Origin of the sequence: Leptolyngbya sp. UWPOB_LEPTO1, assembly GCF_017302695.1 — a bacterium.
GTDB classification, from domain to species: domain Bacteria; phylum Cyanobacteriota; class Cyanobacteriia; order Leptolyngbyales; family Leptolyngbyaceae; genus Leptolyngbya; species Leptolyngbya boryana.
Window position 1 is genome coordinate 616,776 of sequence record NZ_JAFLCJ010000001.1, and the last position, 25,311, is coordinate 642,086.

At 46.1% G+C, this 25,311-nt stretch carries 34 protein-coding genes; 26 read left to right on the forward strand and 8 right to left on the reverse strand.

What is annotated here, in order from left to right:
• Positions 1–87: 87 nt before the first annotated feature.
• Complete coding sequence (locus J0L70_RS02715) at positions 88–1,248, reverse strand: sigma-70 family RNA polymerase sigma factor (RefSeq protein WP_287452994.1); 1,161 nt, start codon at positions 1,246–1,248, stop codon at positions 88–90.
• 98 nt (positions 1,249–1,346) lie between these two features.
• Here J0L70_RS02715 and J0L70_RS02720 point away from each other — a divergent pair, with 98 nt between their 5' ends.
• Genes J0L70_RS02720 through J0L70_RS02730 form a run of 3 tightly spaced genes read left to right on the forward strand, consistent with a single transcriptional unit; the run spans position 1,347 to position 2,667 of the window.
• The gene (locus J0L70_RS02720) at positions 1,347–2,000 is read left to right on the forward strand and encodes a class I SAM-dependent methyltransferase (RefSeq protein WP_326498278.1); all 654 of its coding nucleotides are present in this window, start codon (positions 1,347–1,349) and stop codon (positions 1,998–2,000) included.
• A 26-nt stretch (positions 2,001–2,026) separates the two neighbouring features.
• Positions 2,027–2,272: a hypothetical protein gene (locus J0L70_RS02725; protein ID WP_287452996.1), complete on the forward strand. Its 246-nt coding sequence runs from the start codon at positions 2,027–2,029 to the stop codon at positions 2,270–2,272.
• The gene (locus J0L70_RS02730; protein WP_190650754.1) at positions 2,269–2,667 is read left to right on the forward strand and encodes a type II toxin-antitoxin system VapC family toxin; all 399 of its coding nucleotides are present in this window, start codon (positions 2,269–2,271) and stop codon (positions 2,665–2,667) included. The genes J0L70_RS02725 and J0L70_RS02730 overlap by 4 nt, the downstream gene beginning before the upstream one ends.
• Positions 2,668–2,723: 56 nt before the next feature.
• Here J0L70_RS02730 and J0L70_RS02735 read toward each other — a convergent pair whose 3' ends face one another.
• The 3 genes from J0L70_RS02735 to J0L70_RS02745 are packed head-to-tail and all read right to left on the reverse strand — an operon-like array spanning position 2,724 to position 4,969.
• Positions 2,724–3,572, reverse strand: a complete 849-nt coding sequence (locus tag J0L70_RS02735; protein WP_268180947.1) for a 3'(2'),5'-bisphosphate nucleotidase CysQ family protein — start codon at positions 3,570–3,572, stop codon at positions 2,724–2,726.
• Between the two features lie 53 nt (positions 3,573–3,625).
• Complete coding sequence (locus J0L70_RS02740) at positions 3,626–4,090, reverse strand: hypothetical protein (protein ID WP_287452997.1); 465 nt, start codon at positions 4,088–4,090, stop codon at positions 3,626–3,628.
• Between the two features lie 24 nt (positions 4,091–4,114).
• Positions 4,115–4,969, reverse strand: coding sequence for a PfkB family carbohydrate kinase (locus J0L70_RS02745; RefSeq protein ID WP_287452998.1), 855 nt, complete (start codon positions 4,967–4,969; stop codon positions 4,115–4,117).
• A 9-nt stretch (positions 4,970–4,978) separates the two neighbouring features.
• On the opposite strand from J0L70_RS02745, the gene rsmI reads away from it, so the two are divergent.
• Both rsmI and J0L70_RS02755 read left to right on the forward strand, forming a co-directional pair.
• Positions 4,979–5,815, forward strand: coding sequence for a 16S rRNA (cytidine(1402)-2'-O)-methyltransferase (gene rsmI / locus J0L70_RS02750; RefSeq protein WP_287452999.1), 837 nt, complete (start codon positions 4,979–4,981; stop codon positions 5,813–5,815).
• Positions 5,812–6,351 carry a type 2 periplasmic-binding domain-containing protein gene (locus J0L70_RS02755; protein WP_287453000.1) on the forward strand — a complete coding sequence of 180 codons (540 nt, stop codon included), beginning with the start codon at positions 5,812–5,814 and terminating at the stop codon, positions 6,349–6,351. Before rsmI ends, J0L70_RS02755 begins: the two co-directional genes overlap by 4 nt.
• 1 nt (position 6,352) lies before the next feature.
• On the opposite strand, the gene J0L70_RS02760 is transcribed toward J0L70_RS02755, so the two are convergent.
• Positions 6,353–7,228: a DMT family transporter gene (locus tag J0L70_RS02760; RefSeq protein WP_017290260.1), complete on the reverse strand. Its 876-nt coding sequence runs from the start codon at positions 7,226–7,228 to the stop codon at positions 6,353–6,355.
• 103 nt (positions 7,229–7,331) lie between these two features.
• On the opposite strand from J0L70_RS02760, the gene J0L70_RS02765 reads away from it, so the two are divergent.
• The 5 genes from J0L70_RS02765 to J0L70_RS02785 all read left to right on the forward strand — a co-directional run bounded on the left by J0L70_RS02765 (position 7,332) and on the right by J0L70_RS02785 (position 10,687).
• Positions 7,332–7,799, forward strand: coding sequence for a thiol-disulfide oxidoreductase DCC family protein (locus J0L70_RS02765; RefSeq protein ID WP_287453001.1), 468 nt, complete (start codon positions 7,332–7,334; stop codon positions 7,797–7,799).
• 4 nt (positions 7,800–7,803) lie between these two features.
• Positions 7,804–8,118 carry a type II toxin-antitoxin system HicB family antitoxin gene (locus tag J0L70_RS02770; RefSeq protein ID WP_287453002.1) on the forward strand — a complete coding sequence of 105 codons (315 nt, stop codon included), beginning with the start codon at positions 7,804–7,806 and terminating at the stop codon, positions 8,116–8,118.
• Between the two features lie 98 nt (positions 8,119–8,216).
• Positions 8,217–9,581 (forward strand): glycoside hydrolase 100 family protein, encoded by a 1,365-nt coding sequence (locus tag J0L70_RS02775; protein ID WP_190650647.1) that lies wholly within the window; start codon positions 8,217–8,219, stop codon positions 9,579–9,581.
• A gap of 256 nt (positions 9,582–9,837) precedes the next feature.
• A complete protein-coding gene (locus J0L70_RS02780; RefSeq protein ID WP_287453003.1) occupies positions 9,838–10,482 on the forward strand; it encodes a hypothetical protein in 645 nt (214 codons plus the stop codon).
• 73 nt (positions 10,483–10,555) lie between these two features.
• Positions 10,556–10,687 carry a hypothetical protein gene (locus tag J0L70_RS02785; RefSeq protein WP_017290254.1) on the forward strand — a complete coding sequence of 44 codons (132 nt, stop codon included), beginning with the start codon at positions 10,556–10,558 and terminating at the stop codon, positions 10,685–10,687.
• Positions 10,688–10,908: 221 nt separating this feature from the next.
• On the opposite strand, the gene J0L70_RS02790 is transcribed toward J0L70_RS02785, so the two are convergent.
• Together J0L70_RS02790 and J0L70_RS02795 are read right to left on the reverse strand one after the other, a co-directional pair.
• Positions 10,909–11,193 (reverse strand): DUF427 domain-containing protein, encoded by a 285-nt coding sequence (locus J0L70_RS02790; protein WP_026148895.1) that lies wholly within the window; start codon positions 11,191–11,193, stop codon positions 10,909–10,911.
• Positions 11,194–11,231: 38 nt separating this feature from the next.
• Positions 11,232–11,393: a hypothetical protein gene (locus J0L70_RS02795; protein WP_154660839.1), complete on the reverse strand. Its 162-nt coding sequence runs from the start codon at positions 11,391–11,393 to the stop codon at positions 11,232–11,234.
• A gap of 261 nt (positions 11,394–11,654) precedes the next feature.
• Here J0L70_RS02795 and J0L70_RS02800 point away from each other — a divergent pair, with 261 nt between their 5' ends.
• The 16 genes from J0L70_RS02800 (at position 11,655) to J0L70_RS02875 (ending at position 25,102) form a co-directional block, all read left to right on the forward strand.
• On the forward strand, positions 11,655–13,538 hold the full coding sequence (locus J0L70_RS02800; RefSeq protein WP_287453004.1) for an AMP-dependent synthetase/ligase: 1,884 nt from the start codon (positions 11,655–11,657) through the stop codon (positions 13,536–13,538).
• A 76-nt stretch (positions 13,539–13,614) separates the two neighbouring features.
• The gene (locus tag J0L70_RS02805) at positions 13,615–14,064 is read left to right on the forward strand and encodes a YlqD family protein (RefSeq protein WP_026148894.1); all 450 of its coding nucleotides are present in this window, start codon (positions 13,615–13,617) and stop codon (positions 14,062–14,064) included.
• Between the two features lie 200 nt (positions 14,065–14,264).
• Complete coding sequence (locus J0L70_RS02810; RefSeq protein ID WP_287453005.1) at positions 14,265–14,846, forward strand: Uma2 family endonuclease; 582 nt, start codon at positions 14,265–14,267, stop codon at positions 14,844–14,846.
• Between the two features lie 35 nt (positions 14,847–14,881).
• Positions 14,882–15,253, forward strand: a complete 372-nt coding sequence (locus J0L70_RS02815) for a hypothetical protein (protein ID WP_017290249.1) — start codon at positions 14,882–14,884, stop codon at positions 15,251–15,253.
• Between the two features lie 79 nt (positions 15,254–15,332).
• Complete coding sequence (locus tag J0L70_RS02820) at positions 15,333–17,297, forward strand: tetratricopeptide repeat protein (protein ID WP_287453007.1); 1,965 nt, start codon at positions 15,333–15,335, stop codon at positions 17,295–17,297.
• 319 nt (positions 17,298–17,616) lie between these two features.
• Positions 17,617–17,967, forward strand: coding sequence for a Spx/MgsR family RNA polymerase-binding regulatory protein (locus J0L70_RS02825; protein WP_017290247.1), 351 nt, complete (start codon positions 17,617–17,619; stop codon positions 17,965–17,967).
• A gap of 14 nt (positions 17,968–17,981) precedes the next feature.
• Positions 17,982–18,353 (forward strand): DUF2237 family protein, encoded by a 372-nt coding sequence (locus J0L70_RS02830; protein WP_017290246.1) that lies wholly within the window; start codon positions 17,982–17,984, stop codon positions 18,351–18,353.
• Between the two features lie 86 nt (positions 18,354–18,439).
• Positions 18,440–19,624, forward strand: coding sequence for a glycoside hydrolase family 76 protein (locus J0L70_RS02835; protein WP_287453008.1), 1,185 nt, complete (start codon positions 18,440–18,442; stop codon positions 19,622–19,624).
• Positions 19,625–19,707: 83 nt separating this feature from the next.
• The gene (aspS, locus tag J0L70_RS02840) at positions 19,708–21,504 is read left to right on the forward strand and encodes an aspartate--tRNA ligase (RefSeq protein ID WP_190650636.1); all 1,797 of its coding nucleotides are present in this window, start codon (positions 19,708–19,710) and stop codon (positions 21,502–21,504) included.
• Positions 21,505–21,648: 144 nt separating this feature from the next.
• Positions 21,649–22,119 (forward strand): Tab2 family RNA-binding protein, encoded by a 471-nt coding sequence (locus J0L70_RS02845; RefSeq protein WP_287453010.1) that lies wholly within the window; start codon positions 21,649–21,651, stop codon positions 22,117–22,119.
• A gap of 161 nt (positions 22,120–22,280) precedes the next feature.
• Positions 22,281–22,523: a hypothetical protein gene (locus tag J0L70_RS02850; protein ID WP_190650748.1), complete on the forward strand. Its 243-nt coding sequence runs from the start codon at positions 22,281–22,283 to the stop codon at positions 22,521–22,523.
• Entirely contained in the window at positions 22,516–22,881 is a 366-nt protein-coding gene (locus J0L70_RS02855; protein ID WP_287453011.1) for a type II toxin-antitoxin system RelE family toxin, read from the forward strand. The genes J0L70_RS02850 and J0L70_RS02855 overlap by 8 nt, the downstream gene beginning before the upstream one ends.
• A 111-nt stretch (positions 22,882–22,992) precedes the next feature.
• Positions 22,993–23,220 (forward strand): type II toxin-antitoxin system Phd/YefM family antitoxin, encoded by a 228-nt coding sequence (locus J0L70_RS02860; RefSeq protein WP_190650631.1) that lies wholly within the window; start codon positions 22,993–22,995, stop codon positions 23,218–23,220.
• Positions 23,217–23,603 carry a type II toxin-antitoxin system VapC family toxin gene (locus tag J0L70_RS02865; protein WP_287453012.1) on the forward strand — a complete coding sequence of 129 codons (387 nt, stop codon included), beginning with the start codon at positions 23,217–23,219 and terminating at the stop codon, positions 23,601–23,603. The genes J0L70_RS02860 and J0L70_RS02865 overlap by 4 nt, the downstream gene beginning before the upstream one ends.
• Positions 23,604–23,972: 369 nt before the next feature.
• Positions 23,973–24,353: a mCpol domain-containing protein gene (locus J0L70_RS02870; RefSeq protein WP_287453013.1), complete on the forward strand. Its 381-nt coding sequence runs from the start codon at positions 23,973–23,975 to the stop codon at positions 24,351–24,353.
• On the forward strand, positions 24,350–25,102 hold the full coding sequence (locus tag J0L70_RS02875) for a hypothetical protein (protein WP_287453014.1): 753 nt from the start codon (positions 24,350–24,352) through the stop codon (positions 25,100–25,102). Before J0L70_RS02870 ends, J0L70_RS02875 begins: the two co-directional genes overlap by 4 nt.
• A gap of 67 nt (positions 25,103–25,169) precedes the next feature.
• On the opposite strand, the gene J0L70_RS02880 is transcribed toward J0L70_RS02875, so the two are convergent.
• A partial coding sequence (locus J0L70_RS02880; RefSeq protein WP_287453022.1) for an IS1 family transposase occupies positions 25,170–25,311 on the reverse strand: 142 nt, incomplete at its 5' end.

The window sequence follows — 25,311 nt, forward strand, 5'->3', positions numbered from 1 at the left end:
CTCAAATTAAGTGATGAGTTGCGATCGCAGAGACTATTCTCTGTGAAGTTGGAAGCCTAGACCATACCGAAGGTTAGTACAGATCGTTCACGAATAATGCTTCTGTAACCATTCTTCCAAAACTAGACCCATGCTCTTAATCACTTCTGGGTCAGTTGCAGGATTGATCGCTTGACTCCACCGAACTAATTTCAACAGTAATGCCTCCCGCGCTTTCGATAACTTTCGGGACACTGTGTACTGTTGCACCTCAAGCTGTTTCGCAATCTGCTGCTGAGTGAATTGTTGCTGGTAATAAAGCTGTAACAGTTGTTGGACAGACACATCGAATTCGGCGATCGCAGTTTCCAAGACTTGATTGAGCTGCGATCGCTGATCCTGCCTTTCCCGCTGTTCTTCTTGCTCAATCAACTCAGTTAATAGCGAATCTCTTGAATCTATAACCTCATCTTGTAATTCGCCATCGTCTTGTCCAGGTCTTGGCATATTTAAAGAGGAGACCGTCGGAAAAGACTGCGATCGCACCCGATTTGCACAATCGGTTAGCCAACGCTCCAAAGTGGCTGAACTCACCGCTTCGCCTGTTTCTTTTTTATATTGAGTGACGATCGCATTCCAAACTTCTGCACTGGGAGCCGCACTCTGTCTCATGCCTAGCGTTTTTGCAGGTAGATAACACAGTTCAAAGCATTTCCAAGCTGTGAGATATTGCTCGATCGTTGAGGCATCTAATCCTTGTAGCGCTTCAATTAAGCGTTTGCGGCTCAGCTTCAAGAGCAATCCCCAATGATTGCACAGATCAATCTCTCGACGCTGGCGTAACCAATCTCGAACTACGTTGCCAAATGCGGAACTGGCATAAGTCTTCAGGCTGGCTCGTTCGTCGGGATCGCAGGCTTTGAGAATTTTAGGCACGGCAGCGATCGCAACTTGAAACAAATCGGCAAGCTGAAATTGCTGCGATGAAGTTTTAGGTTGAATCTTTTGCACACTCCAGTAGCACGCTTCTTGCAAATAAGCCGAAACATGTCCCGCTGCAATTTGCTGACGTGGAGAGGCTTCCTCTTTTCTCCAGCAGCGATGCCAATACATTACCCAAAAGCGATCGACTGTTTCTTCGGGCATTTGAGCCAAATGCTTCTGAATGCTGCGATGCAATCTCGAATCGGTGCTCCAACTTGTGATTTGATCGGATTCAAATCGCAAAAAGGTTGAGAATAGTTCGGGAATGCTTTGACGGACACGCATATCGCCAACATCCTAGATCATTGCCGTTCTCATCATGACCTGTTGCCCAATTCGAGTCAAATCTTGTTTGTTAACATAAGTTTATAGTTCTACCTCTTATGAATATGCTGCTTAATCCGAATCAACGCGAGAAATTAGATCCCACCGATGACAAATTGTTTTACGACCAGCCTCGATTTGTCACGCATGTTGATACAGGATTTATTCAACAATTGACGGATCTGTATCGCGATCGCTTAAAGCCAAATTCGCGGATTTTCGACATGATGAGTAGCTGGGTGTCACATTTGCCGGATGATGTGCAGTTTGAGCATATCGAAGGACATGGATTGAATGCCGCAGAACTCGCTCGCAATCCTCGGTTAAATCATTACTTTGTACAGAATTTGAATTTAGATCCGAAGTTTCCGTTACCGGATCAATCCTTCGATGCGGTTTTGAATACGGTGTCTGTGCAGTATGTTCAATATCCCGAAGCCGTTTTTACTGAGATTCATCGAGTGCTCAAACCGGGTGGAATTGTCATCATTAGCTTCTCGAATCGGATGTTTTATCAAAAAGCGATTGCCGCTTGGCGAGACGGATCAGAACGCGATCGCGTTGAACTCGTCAAAAACTATTTCAAAGCTGTACCTGGATTTTCAGAACCGGAAGTGGTGATCAAACAATCTCAGATTCCGCCTGTGTTCCAGATGCTAGGGATGGGAGGTGGTGATCCGTTTTATGCAGTGATTGCGAGTCGGGTCGAATAAAATAGAGAAAAGTGAGGCTCGTTTCTATGACCACTGAAGAATTAGTCATTGAAAAAATCCGCAAACTCAACCCAGAACAGCAGCAACAAGTCTGGGAGTTTATCAACACGCTTCCCAAACCCAAAGAAGAGCCTGAAATCAGCCCACTGGGTAAGAGACTGCGTGAGCTTCGCGCTGAAATTGTTGCATCGGGTGAACCACTGCTTAGTCGAGAAGACCTTGAGCGAGAACTCGCAGAACGACGCGGAGGCATCAGCAATTGGGATGAATAAGACGAACCTTCCTAGATGCAGGAGTTCTGATTATTGCAGCACGAGGTAACACAGTGGATTCTGCTCTCGCGTTGAATATCTTGAGTGATACGAATCGGGAGTTTGTCTCTAGTCCTTTCATACAGCTAGAAGTTCTCCCGAAAGCGACCTATCACAAAAAACGGCAAGAGCTTGAATTCTATGAAGCTTATTTTGCAACAGTTGCGCATTGGACAGTGAATCTCGAAAAACTGCTTCAGGATGCGAGACAAATCGCTTCTACTTACGGTCTAGCCAGCATTGATGCTTTGCACATCGCAGCAGCACTTTCCTGCAATGTAGATGAGTTCATCACAACGGAGAAACCCACGAAACCCATGTATCGCGTGCCGAATCTGAATTTTGTTTCAATTTAAAGCATTGCGCTTCTGCTCAAATTTACAGAAGCGCAATGCTTTTAAGTACCGATCCATTAACCGCGATCGATTTCTTCCAAAAGCGCGATCGCGGTTTGGCACAACTCCCCATGCACCTGTCCGTTACTTGCTAAAATTCCGCCCCACTGGCTGACATCTTCGCGGTTGTACTGAATTGGAGATTGATCGAAGTAAGTGAACTGTCCGCCCGCTTCGGTCAAAATCAACTCTGGAGCCGCAAAATCCCAATCTTTTGCAGCCGATTTGCCAGAAAGAGACACGTATAAATCTGCTTTTTGCTCAACGATCGCTGCAATCTTACATCCGACACTGCCAATCTGTTTTTGCTGCGTGACTGGAAAGCGATCCATCAATTGATTAAATCTGGCATCTCGATGGCTGCGACTGGCAACAACAGTCAGATCATTGAATTCAGCTTTGTTGGATACTTGTAAGCGTTGTCGATCGCCATTCTGATTTTCTACCCAAGTTCCGCCTCTCAAGGTGGCTGAATAGAGTTTTCCAAAGCCTGGACAAGCCACAACTGCAACCACCGGACGACCTCGATAAGTCAGTGCAATATGCATTGCATACTCACCCGTGCGATTGATAAAGTCCTTTGTTCCATCTAACGGATCAATAATCCAAACCCAATCTCGCCCAATTCGACTTTCGAGGGGTTCAGATTGATACGTCTCTTCGCTTAAATACGCAAACACCTGCGGATCAAAAACTGCTTGCAGCTTTTCTAAAATATATCGATTTGCCGCTAAATCCGCCGAAGTAACAGGACTGTCCCCTGACTTCTCAACTTCAAAGCTCTGAGCCTGGTTTGCGAGAATCTCTGCTGCGCCCCAGCCGACTGAGCGAACAATTGCACAAATGCCTTCAAAGTTTGGTTCCATTGGGTTGAATGCTAGAGGGGTGAAGAGGTGGGGAGTGGGGAGGTGGGGAGTGGCTATTTCCCCATCTCTCCCTGAAATGCAGCGCTCCAATAGCGCCGACAACTCCAGAGCAATGCTGCTCCAACTGCTAGGTAAATCAATCCTCGGATCTCATAGCTCACACCTGCGATTCGCAAACCTAAGCCAAACAGCATCATTGTTGCAATTAAGGCGATCGTCTTGCCGCCAAAGAGTTGAAACACACTCTTTAATGGGTTCGGTTCCTGTAAGGTTTCGGCGCGTTCAATGACTCGGTTTGCTGTGCGATCGAGGACGAACTTTCCTTTGATTAGCCCGACTGACAAGGCAAGGGAGCCAAATCCTAAATGCTGAGCATCTAGAAAACCGAGATATGGCAAATGAAACCAGAACAATAGTCCCATTGCTAGCAATCCGGCTCCCACAAATGTCCAAATCGCACCAGCGATCGAGAGATGCTGTCTGTAGGATAAACCGACACGAGGTTGAGTACTTTCCATGTCCACAGAGTTGTCAAAGAGTTGTCAACGAGCCTCAATATTATAAGAGTGCGCTGATCGCATCCATTGTCTTGTGCCAAAGAATTCACACGAATAAGATGCTACCTTCGCAGCTTCCGCCAAAGCGGTAACAAAGTCATGCTGCAAAATGAAATGGCAAAAGGCTCCGTGAAAAATGTCTCCGGCTCCTAATGTGTCCTTTACATTGACTTGGGGCACTTTGATTTGCGGATGATTGAACACCTCGATCGCATTCTCGCCCTGCGTGATCGCAATGTTCTCAATTCCATAACTATATAAATAGTCAAAAACAGATTGTTCGATCGGAGCCTGAAAGTTGGCAGAACAGATCGCATAGTCCACATATGGGAAAATTTGCTCAAATCCAGGTTTCCAACTTCCGGCATCGATCACCACCGGAATAGTTCCAGCCATTTTGGCAATCTCTGCCCCAACTGCCATCTGATGACCGTCAATTAATATAATGTCTACTTCATCTAAAATGCTGGACGGAATGCAATCTGGAGAAAGCTGAGTGCGAACTGCATTCAAAGAAATCACCGCTCGATCGCCTGTCGATTGACTCACCACGATCGAAGAAATGGATGGCGGCTCTGGGCTATCAGGGTTCAAATCCATCACATTGATCGATTTCAAGTCTGCTTTAATCAGATGACAAATTGGATGACACCCGATCGCACTGAATAATGTAGAAGAATTGCCAAGATGCTGAAACGCGATCGCTGCATTTGTCGCTGGACCTCCGGCTGCAATCGTCGTCTCTTGTGCCACAATTTTCTGATTTGGTTGAGGTGGCGCATCTGCAAGATAAATTAGATCTAGCGTCACCAAACCCACAAACAACCCACGATTTGCCATAATTCTCACATGACTGCAACTCTATATATTGTGGGCACACCACTGGGCAACTTAGAAGACATGACCTTCCGAGCGATTAAAACGCTGCAATCAGTCGATTTGATCGCCGCAGAAGACACGCGCCACACTGGAAAACTCTTGCAACATTTCCAAATCAAAACGCCACAAATTAGCTATCACGATCACAATCGCCATTCTCGAACCGCAGAACTCGTCGATCGACTCCAGCAAGGAACCTCGATCGCGCTCGTCACCGATGCTGGAATGCCCGGAATTTCCGATCCAGGTTACGAACTGGTCAAGGCCTGTGCCGAATCCGGCATTCCTATTGTTCCAATTCCGGGCGCAACGGCTGCGATGACGGCTTTGAGTGCATCGGGTCTCAAGAGCGATCGATTTGCGTTTGAGGGCTTTTTACCCACGAAAGAACAAGAGCGCAGAACTCATCTTGAAACCTTAATCACCGATGAGCGATCGCTGATTTTTTACGAAGCTCCTCACCGCATTCAGAAAACCCTGCAAGACATTGCCACTGTTTTAGGCGAGGATCGACAGATTGTTCTCGCGCGCGAACTGACAAAACTGCATGAAGAATTTTGGCGAGGAACCGTCAAAGCTGCGATCGCACATTACACCACGACTGAACCCAAGGGAGAATTTACACTGATTGTTTCTGGTGCAGAACCGAACAATGTGCCCCTGACGGAGGATGTTCTCAAAGCTGAATTACTTGCACTCATGCAGCAGGGAATTTCCCGCTCCCAAGCGAGCCGACAGTTAGCCCAACAAACAGACCTCCCCCGGCGACACCTCTATCAACTTGCTTTGCAGATTGAACTGACATGAAGGAATCTGACCTGGATGCTCTACTCGATACAGCCTTCCAGCAATGTGAGTCGCTGGGACATCCTTTAAGTGAGGAGCAAAAATGGATACTCCGCACTACCTTAAAGCAAGCCACGCGCATCAATCCGCTCGACCAATTAACCCCGCAACAGCGGCAAGCTTTCCTACAATTCGCCCAAGAGAATGCGGAGTGGAAAACAGTCATTTTGAACGATTGGCTCGAAAGTCGAGATTCAGGCACCGTTCAATTCATTCGAGATGAGTACGGGATTGAATGGTTAAACTCAATTACCGCCGATGATCTGGCTGCTTATCGAGATTCAGAAGCAGTGTTGAAAATCGGCGATCGCATTGAAGTTTCGAGTGCCCTCTGGGAATGGGTACAAGAGAATGACAATGAATGGGTCTCGTGTACTGTAATCGGATTGAATGAGTCAGAAAATGCTCAAGAGACAAGCTGTGTGGTTCGATTTGACAATGGGCAAGAATTTGAAATTCAGGGTCTGTATGACTGGAATCGATCGAACTGGCGCTAATCTATTTACGATTGCTAAGCGAAATCAAAACTAATCCCCCTAACACACAGCTCATGCCAATCCATTCCGTCAATTGGGGCTGTTCTCCAAGCTGCAAGGCTGCAAACAACACACCCAGAACAGGGGTTAACAACATGCCTAAGCCTGACATTCCTGCTGATAACTGGGTCAAGACATACAGCCACAACACCATCGGAATGGCAGTACCGGGCAGAATGTTATACAACAATGCACCGATAAAAGCAGGTGTCCATTGAATCGGTTGTTGTGGAAGCAAGAGCGCGATCGCGATCAATGGCAAAGCCCCAAACAAGGTCTGCCAAGCGGTCAACGCTAACAAGTTGACTTGCGCTTTAGCATTAATTTTTTTCGCAACAATCGAGCCAGCTGCCCAACTCAACCCTGCCAACACAGCTAAAATGCCACTGAACACCGAGCCTTGCATCTGAAATGGGTCAAGAATGATCAACAATCCTGAGAAAGCAATGGCGATCGCGATCCATTGTGTTCGGTTCACCCGCTCTCCTAGAAAATATCCAGCCAGCAAGACTGTCCAAAATGGCATGGTATAGACCAGAACCGAGGTCTTTCCGGCTCCGCCGCTCACCAATGCCCAAGATGCCAATCCATACACTCCAGCCGTTTGAAATACGCCCAACCAGAACGTCAATGAGAGTTCTTTGATCTGAAAAGGCTGACGTAGGATCACCATGCCGCCAAACAATGCCAGCCCACCGCAGAGAGTTCGTAATGCTGCGAAAGTGAAAGGCGACGAATATTGAACCGCAATCTTCATCTGCGTCCAGTTATAGCCCCAGAGAATTGCGATCGCGAGGAGTGCCAAAATTGCCAGCTTCGGAAATCGAGCTTGAGTCATGGTGATTGATCAGAATTTCGGATCAACATTAGTCCTAAAAATTAGCTCTGACAATCTATCGAGCGCGTTACAAAGCTTAAAATAGAAGAAAAAGGCTTGAACAATGTCGAATTCAGTCAGCAACTCCTCACAATCAACTTGGCAAATCAGGCTACTCTACGACAGTGAATGTCCGCTATGTATGCGAGAAGTGAATTTCTTGAGAAAGCGAGATGGCGATCGCGGCTTAGTTGAATTCGTAGATATTGCCGATGAGAACTATTCACCTGAAGCCAATGGTGGCATTGACTACGAAACTGCAATGGGTCGGATTCATGCCATTTTGCCAGATGGAACTGCTATCAAGAATGTTGAAGTCTTTCGCCGAGTGTATGAAGTGTTAGGCATGGGATGGGTTTATGCGATTACGCGCATTCCAGTGTTCGGATGGATTGCAGATCAACTTTACGCGATTTGGGCAGATTGGCGATTGAAGCTGACGGGTAGAGCGGATTTAGCGACACTTACAGCCGAACGGCAAAAGCGTTTGGAGTGCTCAGTTGCAGGGCGCTGCCGGATCGAAGAGAATTAGAGCAATGCCGAAAAAGCTTAAGTATCAAATGGTGATTCAGTGGTCAGAAGACGATGATTGTTTTCTGGTTGGGTTCCCTGATTTTCCAGGTCAACAATGGCGAACACATAGCGATACTTATCAAGATGCTCTAAACAATGGCATCGAAGCACTAGAATCTCTGGTTGCTGCTTATCAGGCGACTGGAGAACCTCTAATCGAAACACTGGAAGAACTTCAAATCGTGGCTAATCTCTGGATTGAAACTGCAGAAAAACACGGACGAAAACTTCCCGATGCTGACCTCGCGATCGCGAAAGTGAAGCTGCTGAGCCAGTAAAGCAATTTTGCGGATGTGAATCGATCGTAAATGCTCAACTCGAATCGAGAAAAATTGCTCTAGGATAGACCTTTGTTCTGAGCACGAGGACTTGAACATTGAGCATCGAAGCACAAGCCTGGGAATTGTTAGAAAAATCAATTTTGACCTATCAAGGTCGAGAAATTGGCACGATCGCCGCAAAAGATCCAGAGGTCGTAGCCTTGAACTACGACCAATGTTTTGTTCGGGATTTCATCTCATCCGCGCTCTTGTTCTTGATGCGAGGCAGAACTGAAATCGTCCGCTACTTTCTCGAAGAAACCCTCAAACTCCAGCCCAAAACCACACAGTTCGATTCCTCAAAGCCCAGTCGGGGATTGATGCCTGCTAGTTTCAAAATCATTGCCTACGAAGGCGGTGAATACCTCAAAGCAGACTTTGGAGATCATGCGATCGGCAGAGTTGCCCCAGCCGATTCTGGACTCTGGTGGATTATCTTGCTGAGAGCTTATACGATCGCGACTCAAGACTTCAGCTTGGCACATCAACCCGACTTTCAAGAAGGCATTCGCTTCATCCTCGAACTGTGCCTCGTGACTCGCTTCGATATGTACCCGATGGTACTGGTTCCCGATGGTGCAAGCATGATCGATCGCCGCATGGGCATGTATGGTCATCCACTCGATATTCAGTCGTTGTTCTATGGAGCCTTGCGAGCGAGCCTAGAACTGCTCGTCGAGAACGATGACAATCAAAAAATGATTCAAGGGATTCACAGCCGCCTCATCCCCCTCAGACGGCAACTGAGAGAGAATTATTGGCTCGATCCAGACCGCTTGAACGTGATTTACCGCTATCGAGTCGAAGAATACGGCGAAGAGGCTCTGAATCAGTTCAATATCTACTCAGATTCAATTCCGTTCTATCGATTGGCAAAATGGCTCCCCGAAGCTGGTGGATACATGGCAGGCAACTTAGGACCGTCTCAGATGGATGTTCGCTTCTTCACTCTGGGGAACTTAATGTCGATCGTGTCTGCGCTTGCCACAGAACGCCAGTCCCACAAGATTCTCAACCTGATCGAACTACGCTGGACGGACTTAGTCGGACAGATGCCCATGAAGCTCTGCTACCCTGCTCTCGAAGATGCTGAATGGCGAATTGTCACGGGAGCCGATCCGAAAAATCGCCCTTGGTCGTACCACAATGGCGGAAGCTGGCCCGTTCTACTTTGGATGCTGACTGCCGCCGCGAAAAAGATGAACCGTGGAGAACTTGCCCACCATGCGATCGCAGTTGCCGAACGTCGTCTGGTTGAAGACCAATTTCCGGAATACTACGATGGGCCAGATGGGCGATTGATTGGCAAAGAAGCGCGGCGATATCAAACTTGGACGATCGCAGGTTATCTACTCGCCAAAGAACTACTCGCGCATCCTGAACACCTACAGTTGATCAGCTTTGATTGGGAACCCAAATAATCACAGTTCCGATCCGCTGAAACACTTGCCGCTGGACTTACAGGCAAATTTCTTCAAGCCAGCGGCAATGTTATCTCAAAGGTGAAAAAGTGGGTGAAATACTTAGAGATCGGGCATTGTACCTGCTGATAGTTCAGTAACATCGCAGACTTTCACCTTGAAATTGCTAATTTAAACATACAAAATTGCAAAATTAGTGTTCTGATTGATCCAAGTAGGACTACAATCAAAAACATTTACTAGTGAGGTTTCAACAATGCCCTACGCTATTCTCGACAAATCAGTTCGGAGCAATCTCGAACAAGAACGCGATCGTTTGAAAAAAGATAGAGCTTCTATCATCGAAGCTGCTGTTGCATCAGCAACCTCTGAGATTGATAAAACGCTGGAATATCTAAACGGTTTGCTCGGCGGTACGATTGAACCCAATGGCACGGCTGTTGTTGCTGCTGCTCCTGCTGCTGCTCCTGCTGCTAAGAAAGGTCGTGGTAAAGCGAAAGCTGCTCCTGCTCCCGCTCCTGCTCCCGCTCCTGCTAAGAAAGCACCTGCCGCGAAAGCTGCGAAGGCACCTGCTGCGAAAGCTGCGAAAGCACCTGCTGCAAAGGCTCCCAAAGAAGAGAAGCCGAAACGGAATGTTAAACCCTCGGTTCCTTTTGATGCAACCATGAAGCGCGACTTCAAAGGCTTAACTCCGGCTGAAGCTGTGCTGAAAGTGATGACGGATTCCCCCAAAGACACCTTCACCACTGACGAAATGATCCAAATTCTCTACGGATCACTCGAAAGCGAAAAAATGCCTGAAGCACGCAAGCGGGTTGCTTTGATGATGGCGCACGGCATGAGAAAAGGCGCGTATGAGAAGGTTGGAGACAATCCTAGCCGTTTCAAAATCGTTGCTTAGTGGTGTGGGGATTAAATCCAGTACAGGTTTAATCCTTCTCAATCCTTTCCCGGTTGCACTCAGGGAATTTCTCATGACGACAATCCTGCAGGGTGGCTCGGAGCATCCTCCAGTCGTTTACTTTCCTGTGTTGTCTCAGATTTTGCTGGAGCCAGTAAACGCTGAGATTCAATCTGCTCGAACTGCTGTCAGGAATGATGTTTGACCGCTATCTTCCTCTGACTTCAGACATCGTGACGCTATTTGCTTGACGATCGCGGAGCAACGGGGCAGACAAATCTGGCAAAAACAGGTGGTTGACTCGAATGCGAAAAACAATGAAGCGAAGCTGAATGAATCTCAGCTTCGCCAATTTGCTATCAAAGTATGTCCAGATTTGATGAAGAGTTCAAGCAACATCCAGCCGGGCTACGTTCAAGAAGCCGATCAGGCTTCAACTTTTACGCCTTTCCAGAAGGCAATGTAGCCTGCAATGTTTTTCGCCGCATCTTTAGGGGTTGGGTAATACCAAGCCGCATCTTTATTGGTTTGTCCGTCCACAACAATGCTGTAATAGCTGGCAACGCCTTTCCAAGGGCAGGTGGTGTGCGTACTGCTGTCTTGAAAATACTCTGATTTGAGAGCGTCGGGCGGAAAATAGTGATTTCCTTCGACGATTTCTGTCTGTTCGCTTTCTGCTAAAACGGCTCCATTCCAAACTGCTTTCGGCATCAGTTTTCTCTCAATGCAACCTTCAAAGCCTAACATTTCTACTCACCTTGCGGAATGTAACAGGCGTGATCGCTTAATCGGTAGACTTCAAAGGATTCACACTCTGAACGATTCACGTCCGGTACAGAAGAACTCAAATGAAATGCGACTGCGCCGATCGTTAGGCAAAGTGTGACAATTCCAGAAATTGTAGCAACCATTGAACTGAAGAAATTCAGATGTACGGTTTTACATTAAACAGGAATCACCGAGAGATTACGTAGAAACCCAATCGTGCCTTATCAAGTCTTTAAAGTTTCTTGATGCTTATCCTAGAAAATCTTGAAGCGACTTCGGACAATTTCTCAATCATTCCGTCGAATCTCAGACAAAATGAATTCTGTCTGCTCTCAGTGATTTAACGTAATGACTGAGGCATATCGTTAGAGTCAATCCCGCTTTTTTGAACAGGAGTCCCCTCTATGAGCCTCGCCTATCCCTCTCATCCGCTCTATTCCAACGTACAGTCGCTGCCAGAGGTCTGGTCGATCGCGGCAAAACAGTTTGCCAATGTTCTTGCCGTCCATGATCCGCACAGTAGCCCAGAAGTCAAATTAACGTATGCACAACTCTACGATCAGATGCAGGCGTTTGCAGCAGGGATTCAAGCTTTAGGGGTTCGCGTTGAGGACGGAGACAGTGTACCGCCTCGGATTGCCTTGTTCTCAGATAACTGTCCGAGATGGTTAGTGGCAGACCAGGGCATTATGCGATCGGGTGCTGTGGATGTGGTTCGAGGAGCGCAGGCTGATCCGGTCGAGTTACGCTACATTTTGGAGCATAGTGGCTCGGTCGGAGTCGTGCTACAAGATGCGGAACTCCTGAAGAAATTGCGCGGTATTCTCTCAGAAGTTCCGTTACAGTTTGTGATTTTGCTCTCGGATGAAGCGGTAGCTTCAGAAACTTACAAAGTGATGACCTTTTCGGAAGTGTTAGAACTCGGTCGATCGCATTCTCTTCAGCCTGTTCAACAAGACCGCAGTACGCTGGCTACTTTGATGTATACCTCTGGCACTTCGGGAATGCCGAAAGGGGTCATGCTCAGTCATGGAAATTTAATCTATGAGATCAATGGCGCTTATGCGGTGGCACAACCGGAAGCAGGAGAGCGAGTCTTGAGCATTCTGCCGATTTGGCACTCGTATGAGCGCTCCTTTGAGTACTTCATTTTCTCGAATGGGTGTACTCAGATTTATACCAATATTCGCTTTGTGAAAAAGGATTTAAAAGAATTCCAGCCGCACTACATGGTCGGTGTACCGCGCTTGTGGGAGTCGATTTATGAAGGGATTCAGAAACAATTTCGCGATCAACCTGCTCGGAAGCAAAAATTGGTGAAATTCTTTTTAGAACAGAGTCAGAAGTACATCTTGGCTCAACGCACTGCTAAGAATTTGAACTTGGATAATTTAAACCCGTCTGCGGCTGAGAAGTTAACGGCAAGTGTGAAAGCAGCGTTGCGATTTCCACTGCATCAGTTGGGCGATCGCTTAGTCTATCAAAAGGTCAGAGCAGGCACAGGTGGTCAAATCAAGTTTGTTGTCAGTGGCGGTGGCTCGATCGCGGATCACCTAGAGGACTTTTTTGAGATTGTCGGCATTAACATTTTAGGAGGGTACGGATTGACCGAAACATCTCCGATTACTCATGCTCGTCGCCCTTGGCGGAATGTTCGGGGAGCAGATGGTGAACCTTTACCGACGACTGAAACGCGAATTGTTGATCCTGAGACGCGCCAAGATTTAGCGATCGGGCAGAAAGGGTTAATTTTGCTGCGCGGACATCAGATTATGCAAGGGTATTACAAAAATCCCGAAGCAACTGCAAAAGCGATCGACAAAGACGGTTGGTTTGACACGGGCGATTTGGGCATGGTCACGCCTCACGATGATTTGATCATTACAGGACGGGCAAAAGATACGATTGTGTTAACCAATGGCGAAAATATTGAGCCACAACCGATCGAAGATGCTTGCCTGCGGAGTGTTTATATTGATCAGATTATGTTGGTGGGACAGGATCAAAAAGTCCTGGGTGCGTTAGTAGTTCCCAACATGGAAGCTTTGGAACAGTGGGGTAGTACTGACTTAAATAGCTCCTCGGTGCAGGATTTATTCCGGGGAGAATTGGCGCGATTGGTCAAAGATCGTCCTGCCTATCGTCCGGATGATCGCATTGGCTGTTTTAGATTATTGAGTGAGCCATTCTCGATCGAGAACGGATTGCTAACGCAAACGCTGAAAATTCGCCGCAATGTTGTGATGGAGCGCTACCAAGGTATGATTGACGAGATGTTTTTGCCGTAGTGTGAAATCATCAGGGCTAAACTGTTCACAGCCGAGGTTTAGCCCACTTTTACGTTCCCCCTTTCTAACTCACAGTATGGAAATCTCTAAGTCTCATTTGCTCCTTCAGCGCAATGTTAATGTGAAAGCGATCGTCACTCCTCGCTGGAAGGAAGAGGCACAGCAAACGCTGCAAGCACAGTTAAATCAGACGGATACGCAGTTACAGCAGCTTGAAATGCAGATGCAGCAGGTTTTGACGGAAGTTCAACGTCAGACGATCCAGCCTGGAAGTCCAGAGGCTTTGCAGCAGAGCGAAAATATTCGGATGCAGTTCAATCAGCGCAAGAGTGAGCTACTAGAACAAAAGAATCAAAGCTTGCAGCAGCTTCAGCAGATTCAAATGCTGGAATTGAATGAGGAAGTGCAACAGGGTCAGATTGGCAGCGTGTTTCAGATTCAGCCGGGTGACAATTTGATTGAGATGATGAATGTTGAGATTCTCTTGCGCGATGGCGTTGTGGAAGAGATTCGTGGAGTGATTTAAGAGAAGTGGGGAGTGGGGAGTGGAGAGTCATGGCGACCCGTTCTGGTGATCTGAAAATTGCTTTTCCTATTTCCCCACCAACCTGATCGAAATCGCACTCAGTCAACTCGGTGATTCAGAGATTCAATTCGTGGCAAAAGTGCGATCGAGTTGCTGAGATTGAAGGTTTACAATAGTGGAAAGTCGCTACTGATCAAACCATGACAGCAACTTTTAATCGAAGAATTGAAGCTGGTCAGCGTATCACTTATTCCGATCGCACTTGGGCACATTTCAAGCTGATGCAGCAGAGCTTGGAAGGTGTATCTGGTGTGCATTTATCCTATTTCAAGGGCGAGATCGAACTGTTTATGCCTGGACGGGATCATGAGATTTTCTCGCGCATTATCGGTCTTTTGATCATGCTGTTCTGCATTGAACGTGGAATTCGATTTCTTCCAACTGGATCAATGACACAGGAGAAAAAAGGCGAATGTGCGATCGAGGCAGACGAATCTTATTGCATCGGCGATCGCAAATCCACGCCTGATCTGTCGATTGAAGTCGTTTTTACCAGTGGCAGTGAAACGAAGCTTGCAAAGTATCAAGTGCTAGAAGTCCCTGAAGTTTGGTTCTGGGAAGATGGAGTCTTTGCACTTTATGGATTTATCGATGGGAATTATCAGCGTCTCGCTCAGAGTCGGATTCTACCCGGTTTGGATATTGATCTCCTGACTCGATGCGTGTTGATGGCAGAGACAAATGAGCTTGAAGCGATCGCAACTTTTCGGCAAGGTTTGTAGTCAAGTATCTTTGAACACTTTGCTGATACTGAACTATGAAATCTTGGATCACGATTGCTCTGCTTGCCGGATTGCTTGGAGGCGCTGTGAGTCTGCCTGCGGTCGCTCAGACCTCAACCTTTGAAACAAGAGTCAAAGAAATCGAAGCGCTGAGTCGGGCAAAAAATTTAGCGCGGCAAGCGGCTGAAACCGAAAATGGAGGCTTATCGCAATATCGTGCTGAACTCTCAATGCACGGATTCGCGGCAAAATCGCCGTTTGTGGATCAAGGGGATCACTGGATCTTTACGTTCAAAGGGAATGTTCCAGGTGTGATCGAACCTTCGATCGAGAGTGAAGTTCGAGTCGATAAGGCAGATTTTCAGACCACTGTGCTGTATAACGGCGCAATTCGATCACAACGTTAAGATATTTCCGGTCGATTCTCCAATTGCCTTGGTAAATTGGAGAATAGTACAACCTCTCAACGCGATCGGGCAATTTTCTATGCGTCATCAGAATCAATCAGTGTTTGCCTTTTTACTGGGTAGCTTGCTTGTCTGTTCTGTTCCGGTTGGCGCAGAAAGTGTACAAGCTCAAACCGCTCAGCAAGAAGAATTAAACCAGTTACGCCAAGAGCAACAACTGCGATCGCAAGTTCAATCTGAAATTGATCGGGCATTTAGTCGCTCTAGCTTACTGCTGAATGTTGCGCTGATTACCTTAACGCTGTTCCCGATCGCGATTTTGGCATCGCTGTGGCGGTTCCGGCAGGTGATTATTCGAGAAATTGTCGATCGCGGCATGTACCAGCTTCAGAACTTGTCAGAAGTTGAACATCAATTGCACGAGGTTCAGCAAGAAGCAGAACGTAAAATTCAACAGTCGCGCCAAATTATTCAACAGCTTGAAACTGAAGTTCAAGAATTGCAAAGAAGAATTTCAGAAGATGCAGAAAGTTTAACCGGATTAACGACTCAGCTTTCTCAGTCTCAATCCGAATTACTGGCAGGGTTAGAAACTCAGGTCAATCTCTCGAAGCGAGAATTAGAGAAACTGTCTTCAGAGTTTGCGGCGCATCTATCCATGCTGCAAACTGATGTAGATGAGCAAAATGCGACTGCTAAAAATACTTTCAGTGACCTGCATCAGCAATTAATGTCACAACTCGATGAAATTGGTGCGTTTGCAACTCAGCAACAGCAGTTGACTCAAGAGCATTTAACGCGATCGCAAGCCCAAATTGCTACACACCTCGAGCAACAACACGCGCAACTCCTCGAACGGTTAGAACAATTCGAGCAAGAGTACATCGCTCGACTGAATGAATCCGAATCACAAACTGCCGAGCAGCGCACTCAGATTTTAGAGAACCTGGGACAACTTAAAACTGAATTTGCAGCCCAACTCTCTGTTCTACATGCAGATACCCAACAGCAACGCGATCAAGTGCGGGAACGGATCGAGCACTTAGAAACTGAATTTGCAGCATCGCTCTCAGCCAAGCAATCTGATGTAGAGCAACATCAGCAATCGGCGAAAGATGCGATAACAGCAAAACAATCCGATCTCATGTCACAATTCTCTGAGCTTGAATCGAGTGCAATCCAAGGTCGAACAAATTTCCTCGACAAACTAAGATTGCTCGAATCCGATGCAACCCAACAGAAACAAGCGATTTTCAACAAGTTGCAGAGCTTAGAAATCGAATTTGTTTCACAGTTGTCTGGCTTGCGTGAACAAGCTCAAAATCGCCGTCCCGCAGAACCGACTGCATCGCCTGAATCGAACGATTTGGAGCAAGCAGAAGCTCAATTTAAAGCCGGACAATTTGAAGCCGCGATCGCACATTACGATCAAGCGCTCAAACACCAATCAAACCATCCTGAAGTTTGGCTGAAACGCGGGTTAGCACTGGCGCGTCTGAAACAATATAAAGAAGCAATTTTCTCTTACGATCGAGCAACGCAGCTTGACCCCGATTACTCAGAAGCATGGTGCGATCGCGGAGTCGCCTTAGGAAAACTGCAACGGCATGAAGAAGCGTTTCGCTCGTTTGATCAAGCGGTTAAAGTTCGCGCAAACAATGAAATTGCCTGGTTAAATCGCGGCTTGGCGTTGCAGATGTTAGGACGCTACTCGGAGGCTCTAGCATCCTTTGATGCGGCATTGAAGCTGAACACAGAAGCTTACAAAGTTTGGAATTATCGCGGTTATTTGCTGATTCAGCTAGAGCGTGATCGCGAAGCTTTAGACTGTTTTGATAACGCGATCGACATTCAACCCAAATATTCTCCGGCGTACTACAACAAAGCGATTTGTTACGCCCTTCAGGGACATACCCAAGCTGCGATCGAGAATTTAGAAGAAGCGATTCGGTTGAATCCACGCTATCGAGACGATGCAAAAAACGATCCAGAATTCGAGCAGATTATGAGCGATCGCCGATTTCGGGAACTGGTTGAACATTAGACTCCCTGGATGAATCATTGCGCCTTGGCGAATTCGATTCGGAGGGCATTCGTGCAGGAGGAGGTCTATTAATTTAGAGGAAGCGAAGTAGCAACATCGCGAAAATCAACTCCTGAGATAGAGCCAGAATTTTCTTGATCGTGACAAGCTAGTTGTAAACTCTACAGTTACTCCTAAGTGTTATGAACCAAGCAAAATTATGGATCGGGGTGATCGGCGTATTAGTTCTGTACTGGGTTTTAGCCAATATGTTTGTCTAGGCTGTACAGGATTCCGAAAACATGGGATAAACAGCATTGCAGTTTAGAACACAATCCTGATGAGTCTTCAAGTTTACGGAATTCCGACCTGTGGAACCTGCAAAAAAGCGATTTCCTGGCTCGATGCTCAGAACATTGCCTACGAATTCATCAACACTAAAGAACATCCTCCCACCAAAACCACCATCCAAAAATGGGTCGCCGAACTGGGAGCAAAACCGATGCGAAATACGTCAGGGCAATCTTACCGCGCCTTAGGTGACGAAAAGCAAACTTGGACAGATGCCGAATGGATTGAAGCCTTTGCCCAAGATGCAATGTTGCTGAAGCGCCCTTTATTTGTCAAAGACCAAACTGCGATCGCAGTTGGCTTCAAAGTAGATCAAATTCAGCAAGCCCTGAGCGAATAAGGAGACTCTAGATTATGGTGAGCCGCGCTAGAAATGTCCTCGGTGACGAATTGCAAAACTGTTGTCGATCGCCGGTAACTGGCTACTACCGCGATGGATTTTGCAGTACGGGAGCCGGAGATGTCGGCATTCACGTTGTCTGTGCCCAAGTCACGGCTGAATTTCTCGAATTTAGCAAAGCCCAAGGCAATGATTTAGTCACGCCCATGCCGCTTTACGACTTCCCTGGGCTTAAACCCGGCGATCGCTGGTGTCTTTGTGCCTCTCGCTGGAAAGAAGCCCTAGATGCAGGGGTTGCACCTCCGGTCGTTCTTGCCGCAACTCACGCGGCTGCATTAGAGTTTGTCTCTCTGAATGATTTAAAGCAACATGCTGTTACCGACTAGAAATAAATCAATAGGTTGTGTTTAACGAATAAAACCAGGCAGTACCTTGGATCGCTTGAGATAGAAATCTAAGGAGACGCGATCGCATGGTATTGCCCGGAGCTTGTCACGCTACCGCAGCAGCAGGAATGGCTGCACTACAAGTCTTTTATAGTTCTACAACCGGACTTTGGAACTCGACGGGTTGGTGGAATGCAGCGAATGCACTGGAGACAACGATTGATTACTCTCGCCTCACGAAGCAGAAAAAATATCATCCCATCATCGTGAATACTTACGAAAAGCATAAGTCACAAGGCTTTCTGGAGGCAAATGTCTATGACGATCAGGGGTGGTGGGCACTAACTTGGATCAAAGCCTACGATTTGACTGGAGAGAAACGCTATCTCGACACAGCAAAATCCATCTTCAAAGACATGACCAAAGGCTGGGACTCTAAATGCGGGGGTGGAATGTGGTGGCGCAAAGATCGCCAGTATAAAAATGCGATTACCAATGGACTATTTTTTACGATCGCGATTCGGCTGCATCAGCGCACCGTGAATGACTATGGCAAAGGCAGTTACATCGACTGGGCAAAACACGGCTGGAATTGGTTCAAAAAGTCCGGCATGATCAACAAGCAGAACTTAGTGAATGATGGATTAAATGATCACTGTCGCAACAATGGCGATGTTACTTGGACTTACAACCAAGGCGTTGTGATAGGGGGATTAGTTGATTTCTATAAAAGTACAAAAGATCAGACTTACTTGAAGCAGGCACATGCGATCGCTACTGCAACGATCAAGCACCTCTCTCGCAAGGGCATCTTGATCGAATACTGTGAACCTGAGTGTGGAGATGATGGTCCACAGTTCAAGGGCATCTTCATGCGTAATCTAGCTTACCTGCAAGAAACGTCTCCTAAAGCGCAGTACAAAGCTTTCATTCTCAAAAATGCAGATACTATTTGGGCGAAACGCAACCAGCGGGATCAGTTTGGCTTAAGTTGGTCTAAAAAATTTGATAGTGCAGATGCGGCTCGTCAAAGTTCTGCGATCGACGCTCTCAATGCTGCCATTCCGCTCAAAGATCCCGCTTGTGTTGTGGAGAGAGTTCCACCGACTCGGCAATCTCGTTTAGAAGACAAGAACCAAAGCTTCTATCCATTATTTTCGATGCAAGTGAATGCAACCGATCAGATCAGCTTCGAGGTTCCCAACCTGTTCTCGCTGATCGATCAATTAGATCTCCCGTTTGATCTATTCAGCGTTCAAGAAAATTCTTAAAGATTAAATATCACTCGCGATCGTTCCCCGATTACGGCATAATTAGGAGGTTTTCTAATTTTTAAACCCCTTATTTCTGAGATATGCGTACCCAGTACTGTGGTCAACTTCGAGCGAATCATATTGGTGAAACGGTCACTCTCTTCGGATGGGTGGATCGGCGACGTGACCACGGGTACGTGATCTTTATCGATTTGCGCGATCGCGAAGGCATTGTTCAAGTCGTTAGCGATCCAGAACGCACGCCGAATTCCTACAAAATTGCGGGCGATCTGCGAAATGAGTATGTGATCAAGATTGTTGGACGTGTGACCAAGCGCCCTGATGAATCACTGAATCCGAAGATTCCCACGGGCGAAGTCGAGATCTATGCAGATGAGATTGAAATTCTCAGCACAGTTCGCAAACAATTGCCCTTCCAAGTTTCTGCTGCTGAGACAGAATCCGTTCGCGAAGAATTGCGCTTGAAATATCGCTATCTCGATTTGCGCCGCGATCGCATGAGCCGCAATCTACAACTTCGCCACCAATTGATCAAAACGATGCGACGTTTCCTCGAAGATCAAGAAGGCTTTGTGGAAGTTGAAACGCCGATTCTGACTCGTTCTACACCTGAGGGAGCGCGAGACTATCTAGTCCCTTCGCGCGTTAATCCGGGCGAATGGTATGCGTTACCGCAATCGCCTCAGCTATTTAAGCAATTGCTAATGGTCTCAGGACTCGATCGCTATTATCAAATTGCGCGTTGTTTCCGTGATGAAGATTTGCGAGCTGAGCGTCAGCCAGAATTTACCCAGCTAGACATGGAAATGAGTTTCATGAGCCAAGAGGAAATCTTGGATCTGAACGAAAGTCTAGTCTGTACCATTCTCAAAACCATGAAAGGCATCGAAGTTCCTCGTCCTTTCCCGCGTCTCACCTATGCGGAAGCGATGGATCGCTATGGCAGTGATAAGCCTGATACTCGTTTTGGCTTAGAGCTAGTCGATGTTTCCGATGTCGTGAAAGATTCCGGTTTCAAAGTCTTTGCGGATGCCGTGAAAAAAGGTGGATTAGTAAAAATCCTCCCGATTCCAAATGGCAACGATGCAATTTCCAATGTTCGGATTAAGCCTGGCGGAGATGTGTTCAAAGAAGCGTCCGAAGCGGGTGCGCGTGGACTCGCTTACATTCGAGTGCGTGAAGATGGCGAGATCGATACGATCGGCGCAATCAAAGACAATCTCACCGAAGAACAAAAGCAAGAAATCCTCAAACGCACAAATGCGAAACCCGGACATCTTCTACTGTTTGCTGCTGCCGATGCGAATACGGTGAATAAAACCCTCGATCGCTTACGTCAATACCTCGGCAACGAACTCGGCATGATCGATCCTGACAAGCTCAGCCTACTTTGGATTGTCGATTTCCCAATGTTCGAGTGGAATGCTGACGAGAAGCGATACGAAGCATTGCACCATCCGTTTACAGCTCCGCATCCTGATGATGTGAATGATCTAACCACTGCGCGCGCTCAAGCTTATGACCTTGCTTTCAATGGGTTTGAAGTCGGTGGTGGCAGTGTTCGGATTCACCAACCTGATCTGCAAGCGAAAGTGTTTGAAACGATCGGAATTTCTGAAGAAGAGGCACAAAACAAATTCGGCTTTTTACTCGAAGCATTTGAATACGGTGCGCCTCCGCATGGTGGGATCGCCTATGGAATCGATCGCTGGGTCATGTTGCTCTCCGGTGAAGACTCAATCCGCGATGTGATTGCTTTCCCGAAAACACAGCAGGCTCGTTGTTTGTTAACCAGTGCACCTTCTAGTGTTGATGAGAAGCAATTAAAAGAACTACAAGTTGCTTCTACTTACAAGCCGAAGCCAGCCGTTTCATAGTAGGTTTCGACTTTATTCAACTTAGGGATAAAGTCGAGACTCATTCTGTGGATTATGCCGATCTGAGATCGAGCAAAGTTGATAGATCGCCTAGCAACCCTAAGAAACAGGTAGAATAGGCTCTGTTCTGCACTTTGCTAGTTTATGCGTAATCCTCCTCAGCCTTTACCCGACAATCTTTGGGGAGAACAGTGGCGATTTGCTTCTCTACGATCGAGTGATTTAGTTGAAACAATTTCCAACCGGACAATCCCGATCGTAGATATGCCTGAAGCTTTGCACCCTTTGAATTTAGGAGTTGCATCAACGGCGCAAATCCCCGGTGTCGTGATTGACGGAGGACGACGATCGATGCAATTAGCCCGTTGGATTCAAGCCAATGATCCGAGATCAATGAATGCGATCGCAGGAACACCGGACGGACTGGTTTTGTATGCGGGAGAGGTCGATCGTTGGATTCTCGCAACCTTTGATGATCCAGAAATGCGAAGTGCGGCTCAATTGTTTGAACAACGGAAGAAAGAAAGTAAGCAATTGCACTTTTTGTTAGTTGAACCTGATGATTCAGGTATGACCTATACGGGGTTTTGGTTGCTTAGAAGTCAAGGTGTTTAGCTGATTGGTGAAATCTAAACTCAACGCACTGAGCGATCGCTGCCAAGCAGAAGCGTCATCGATTGTTTATCGATGATTTATGTCAGAGGACAAATTGAAAATCTTTAAGGTACGAATACAAATGTGGCAAGATTGGGGAGTAGAGACACTTCGTGAAGACTATGACTGTAGAACTTCAACAAGCCATTCATCTTGCTCAGTCTCTCTCCTTTGCGGAACAGCTTGAGCTTCTCAAAATGCTCTCGGTAATGATTCAGCAATCTCATGCCCTAGAGACTCAAACTTCGACCTCAGAAGTTGATACAGAGTTCTCAGCAGCAAGCTTTCAGCAATCTTGGGAGCAAGCGATAACGGGGCAAACTTTACCACTGTCTCAGTTGTGGGAGGGAATCGACGTTGAGTGATCTGCCTGTGGAGATTCGTCTGACTTCTGAGTTTCAGCGCAAATTGAAGAACCTTGCGAAGAAATATCGCCAAGTCCCAAACGATCTTCAACCTGTGCTTGCTCAGTTACAAACTGGAGAATTTCTAGGAGATCAGATTTCTGGCGTTGGTTTTCGCGTCATGAAAGTGCGAGTTAGAAACAGCGATACGCAGAAGGGAAAGAGTGGCGGTTATCGTTTGATTTACTGGATTTCATCAAATTCTTTGGTTGTGTTAGTAGATATTTACTCAAAGTCAGAGCAAGAGGATATTGAGGTAGAAGAGATTCAGCAAATCATCAAAGGATTTAGCTCAACTTCTGAAACAACGAATGATTAGGATGCGATCGCAAAATTTAGAAGAGCAATCGCGAAAATCGAACTAGGAGTAACGCTCGATCTTCTCCATAAAAAGCTATATTCAGAGAATCAGCCTTTTGGGACACGATCAATGTATCAAATTAACCTGCAAGAAGCTGAAACTCAACTGGTAGAGCTAATTGAGCAGGCAGCAAAGGGAGAGGAAGTCATCATTACCCGAAGTGATGGAACAGCTTTCAAGATTGTGCCGATCGTCGATCGAGTTGCAGTTCCCAAATTTGGCAGCGCGCGGGGACGTATCAAAATATCAGATGATTTTGACGATCCATTGGAGGGTTTTGAGGAATACACTCCATGAGATTGTTGCTCGATACCCATGCGTTTCTCTGGTTCATCGCAGGAAGTTCTGATCTCAGCAACAAAGCAAGAACCTTAATCGAAGATCCGAATAATCAAAGGTTTTTGAGTGTTGCGAGTCTTTGGGAGATGTCGATTAAAGTTAGCATTGGCAAGCTTGATATCGGTATGACCTTTACAGAACTGATGCAGCATGAAGTTTATGGCAATGCGATCGAGGTGCTGCAAATTCGATCTGAGCATTTGGACGCTTTGGCAAAGCTCCCGTTTCATCATAAAGACCCATTTGATAGGCTGATAATTGCTCAAAGTCTGGCAGAATCGACGCCTCTGGTGTCAAAAGATGGCGAATTTGGAAATTACTCAGTAACGCTGCTTTGGTAGGAGAGTTATGGTCGAACTTTTACGCCGAGGGGTGTCGATCGATATCATTGCTCCTGCTACGGGTTTGTTGTTGCTTTCGGCTAAGCAAAGCTTTCTGAAGAAGTTCAACAGCTTCAACAACAATTAGACAATCCTGAGCAAAATTGGAATTGACCAATCGAGTTTGCGATCTCGCACAATCAGAATCTAATACGACTTAACGACTGAGTGATTTAGAGTGCTTGTGAAAGCTGAACTTGGAATGGCTCTCGATCTATTGGTGCGAAATGCTCTACCCAAAGTATTAAGTATGCTGCTTATGATAGTATTTCTGAGTATGAGCTTCCTGCTTAAAGTACTATTTAATACAACAAATCCCTAACATTCCTTATGTCACATATATATGTAGCAGCAGATGGTGATGATGTCGGTCGAAAAATTGAATTCTTCATCGTCATGAATCAGATAGATATCCTATCCAATTTCTTTAATCAATTCCAGATATCTATGCTTTGGTTTGCAGAGGAATTATCAAAAAGGTTTCAAGCAGAAATAGTGTTTAACGGGGGGGACAGTTTACTCGCGAAGCTACAAGCAAGTAAAGCTGAGATTAGTGAATTAGAAATTATAAGAAATGAATTTTTTAATATTTCGCAAATGACAATATCAGTTGGCATTGGCGAAAGTCCGCGTCAAGCCTATTTTGCACTTAAACTGGCTAAAGCTGCTGGAAAAAACAGGATTGAGATTTTTCAGGAGTGTGTAAAATGACAAGGCAGCTAATTCTCTTTATCCAAAGCGACAATCCAGGACTTTACACTAATATCCTGACTCATTGCGTTCAATCTGAAAATGTTCGTAGTATTTATTTTGCAATTAATTCAGGTTCAGTAGGCAGCATTTCTGAAGAAATAAATAAGATTGGAAAGATCAGAGATAAATTTGACAATCTTGTTAGTAAATATCCAGATAAATACAAGCAAGCCTGCGAGATGATGCCTTCATTTAGCCAACTGGACGAACGAATTGTGAGAGTTCCATTTACAAATCCGGAATTTTCAATAAACGACTTGAAGCGAAAGTTTCATGATGTTGAGAACCTAATTGTAGATGTTTCTGGCTGTAACAAGAAAGTTTCTAGTGATATCATCTCGTCTTACATGCTGAATGGAATAAGGCACATTTGCTGTTTTGAACTTGATAATAGTGTTTATTCCCCAGAGTGGAAGCAGCAAGGGCTAAGCAGGGATTACCACGATATATGTAGAGAAATTTCTTATTATGAATATGTTGATTTCTCTAGCGCCGGAACAACTATAAAAAGCTTTAATCGTATGCGTTCTCAAGGGCAGAAAGTAAAGCTCCTCTCGATGGTTTCTATTATGCTTGGAATAATAGTTTTGATTTTAATTCAACAGCAGCAAAATGTGTCTGCTCAGTACGCTACTGTTGCACTCACATTAGTGGCGATACTAGGAGGTATTAATGATATTTTTGGGATTGTTGAGCGGCTAAGATAATGTAATCCAAATGCAAAGCGAATTACGGTAGTGCCTTTTAGGAAATGCTGTAGAAAATAGGCTGATTTCATGCAAACATGTATCGGCATTGCTCATTGTAGTAGTGGATGAAGTTCCAGATGGCAGCAATATGATTGTTGACATCCTTCGAGAACGATAAAGTTTTCCGCACTAACCGAGACACTCGTTGTCTTAAAGTGTTGTTGAAG

Excerpts from the sequence above, each read along its gene's own strand:
- J0L70_RS02725 (WP_287452996.1), top strand. The coding sequence starts at position 2,027 with ATGACCACTGAAGAATTAGTCATTGAAAAAATCCGCAAACTCAACCCA.
- J0L70_RS02760 (WP_017290260.1), bottom strand. The coding sequence starts at position 7,228 with ATGACTCAAGCTCGATTTCCGAAGCTGGCAATTTTGGCACTCCTCGCG.
- J0L70_RS02825 (WP_017290247.1), top strand. The coding sequence starts at position 17,617 with ATGAGTCTTCAAGTTTACGGAATTCCGACCTGTGGAACCTGCAAAAAA.
- J0L70_RS02790 (WP_026148895.1), bottom strand. The coding sequence starts at position 11,193 with ATGCCGAAAGCAGTTTGGAATGGAGCCGTTTTAGCAGAAAGCGAACAG.
- J0L70_RS02830 (WP_017290246.1), top strand. The coding sequence starts at position 17,982 with ATGGTGAGCCGCGCTAGAAATGTCCTCGGTGACGAATTGCAAAACTGT.
- J0L70_RS02780 (WP_287453003.1), top strand. The coding sequence starts at position 9,838 with ATGCCCTACGCTATTCTCGACAAATCAGTTCGGAGCAATCTCGAACAA.
- J0L70_RS02795 (WP_154660839.1), bottom strand. The coding sequence starts at position 11,393 with ATGGTTGCTACAATTTCTGGAATTGTCACACTTTGCCTAACGATCGGC.
- J0L70_RS02875 (WP_287453014.1), top strand. The coding sequence starts at position 24,350 with ATGACAAGGCAGCTAATTCTCTTTATCCAAAGCGACAATCCAGGACTT.
- J0L70_RS02740 (WP_287452997.1), bottom strand. The coding sequence starts at position 4,090 with ATGGAAAGTACTCAACCTCGTGTCGGTTTATCCTACAGACAGCATCTC.
- J0L70_RS02800 (WP_287453004.1), top strand. The coding sequence starts at position 11,655 with ATGAGCCTCGCCTATCCCTCTCATCCGCTCTATTCCAACGTACAGTCG.
- J0L70_RS02850 (WP_190650748.1), top strand. The coding sequence starts at position 22,281 with ATGACTGTAGAACTTCAACAAGCCATTCATCTTGCTCAGTCTCTCTCC.
- aspS (WP_190650636.1), top strand. The coding sequence starts at position 19,708 with ATGCGTACCCAGTACTGTGGTCAACTTCGAGCGAATCATATTGGTGAA.
- J0L70_RS02845 (WP_287453010.1), top strand. The coding sequence starts at position 21,649 with ATGCGTAATCCTCCTCAGCCTTTACCCGACAATCTTTGGGGAGAACAG.
- J0L70_RS02860 (WP_190650631.1), top strand. The coding sequence starts at position 22,993 with ATGTATCAAATTAACCTGCAAGAAGCTGAAACTCAACTGGTAGAGCTA.
- J0L70_RS02715 (WP_287452994.1), bottom strand. The coding sequence starts at position 1,248 with ATGCGTGTCCGTCAAAGCATTCCCGAACTATTCTCAACCTTTTTGCGA.
- J0L70_RS02785 (WP_017290254.1), top strand. The coding sequence starts at position 10,556 with ATGACGACAATCCTGCAGGGTGGCTCGGAGCATCCTCCAGTCGTTTAC.
- J0L70_RS02870 (WP_287453013.1), top strand. The coding sequence starts at position 23,973 with ATGTCACATATATATGTAGCAGCAGATGGTGATGATGTCGGTCGAAAA.
- J0L70_RS02735 (WP_268180947.1), bottom strand. The coding sequence starts at position 3,572 with ATGGAACCAAACTTTGAAGGCATTTGTGCAATTGTTCGCTCAGTCGGC.
- J0L70_RS02805 (WP_026148894.1), top strand. The coding sequence starts at position 13,615 with ATGGAAATCTCTAAGTCTCATTTGCTCCTTCAGCGCAATGTTAATGTG.
- J0L70_RS02720 (WP_326498278.1), top strand. The coding sequence starts at position 1,347 with ATGAATATGCTGCTTAATCCGAATCAACGCGAGAAATTAGATCCCACC.
- J0L70_RS02745 (WP_287452998.1), bottom strand. The coding sequence starts at position 4,969 with ATGGCAAATCGTGGGTTGTTTGTGGGTTTGGTGACGCTAGATCTAATT.
- rsmI (WP_287452999.1), top strand. The coding sequence starts at position 4,979 with ATGACTGCAACTCTATATATTGTGGGCACACCACTGGGCAACTTAGAA.
- J0L70_RS02765 (WP_287453001.1), top strand. The coding sequence starts at position 7,332 with ATGTCGAATTCAGTCAGCAACTCCTCACAATCAACTTGGCAAATCAGG.
- J0L70_RS02835 (WP_287453008.1), top strand. The coding sequence starts at position 18,440 with ATGGTATTGCCCGGAGCTTGTCACGCTACCGCAGCAGCAGGAATGGCT.
- J0L70_RS02820 (WP_287453007.1), top strand. The coding sequence starts at position 15,333 with ATGCGTCATCAGAATCAATCAGTGTTTGCCTTTTTACTGGGTAGCTTG.
- J0L70_RS02810 (WP_287453005.1), top strand. The coding sequence starts at position 14,265 with ATGACAGCAACTTTTAATCGAAGAATTGAAGCTGGTCAGCGTATCACT.
- J0L70_RS02815 (WP_017290249.1), top strand. The coding sequence starts at position 14,882 with ATGAAATCTTGGATCACGATTGCTCTGCTTGCCGGATTGCTTGGAGGC.
- J0L70_RS02770 (WP_287453002.1), top strand. The coding sequence starts at position 7,804 with ATGCCGAAAAAGCTTAAGTATCAAATGGTGATTCAGTGGTCAGAAGAC.
- J0L70_RS02755 (WP_287453000.1), top strand. The coding sequence starts at position 5,812 with ATGAAGGAATCTGACCTGGATGCTCTACTCGATACAGCCTTCCAGCAA.
- J0L70_RS02865 (WP_287453012.1), top strand. The coding sequence starts at position 23,217 with ATGAGATTGTTGCTCGATACCCATGCGTTTCTCTGGTTCATCGCAGGA.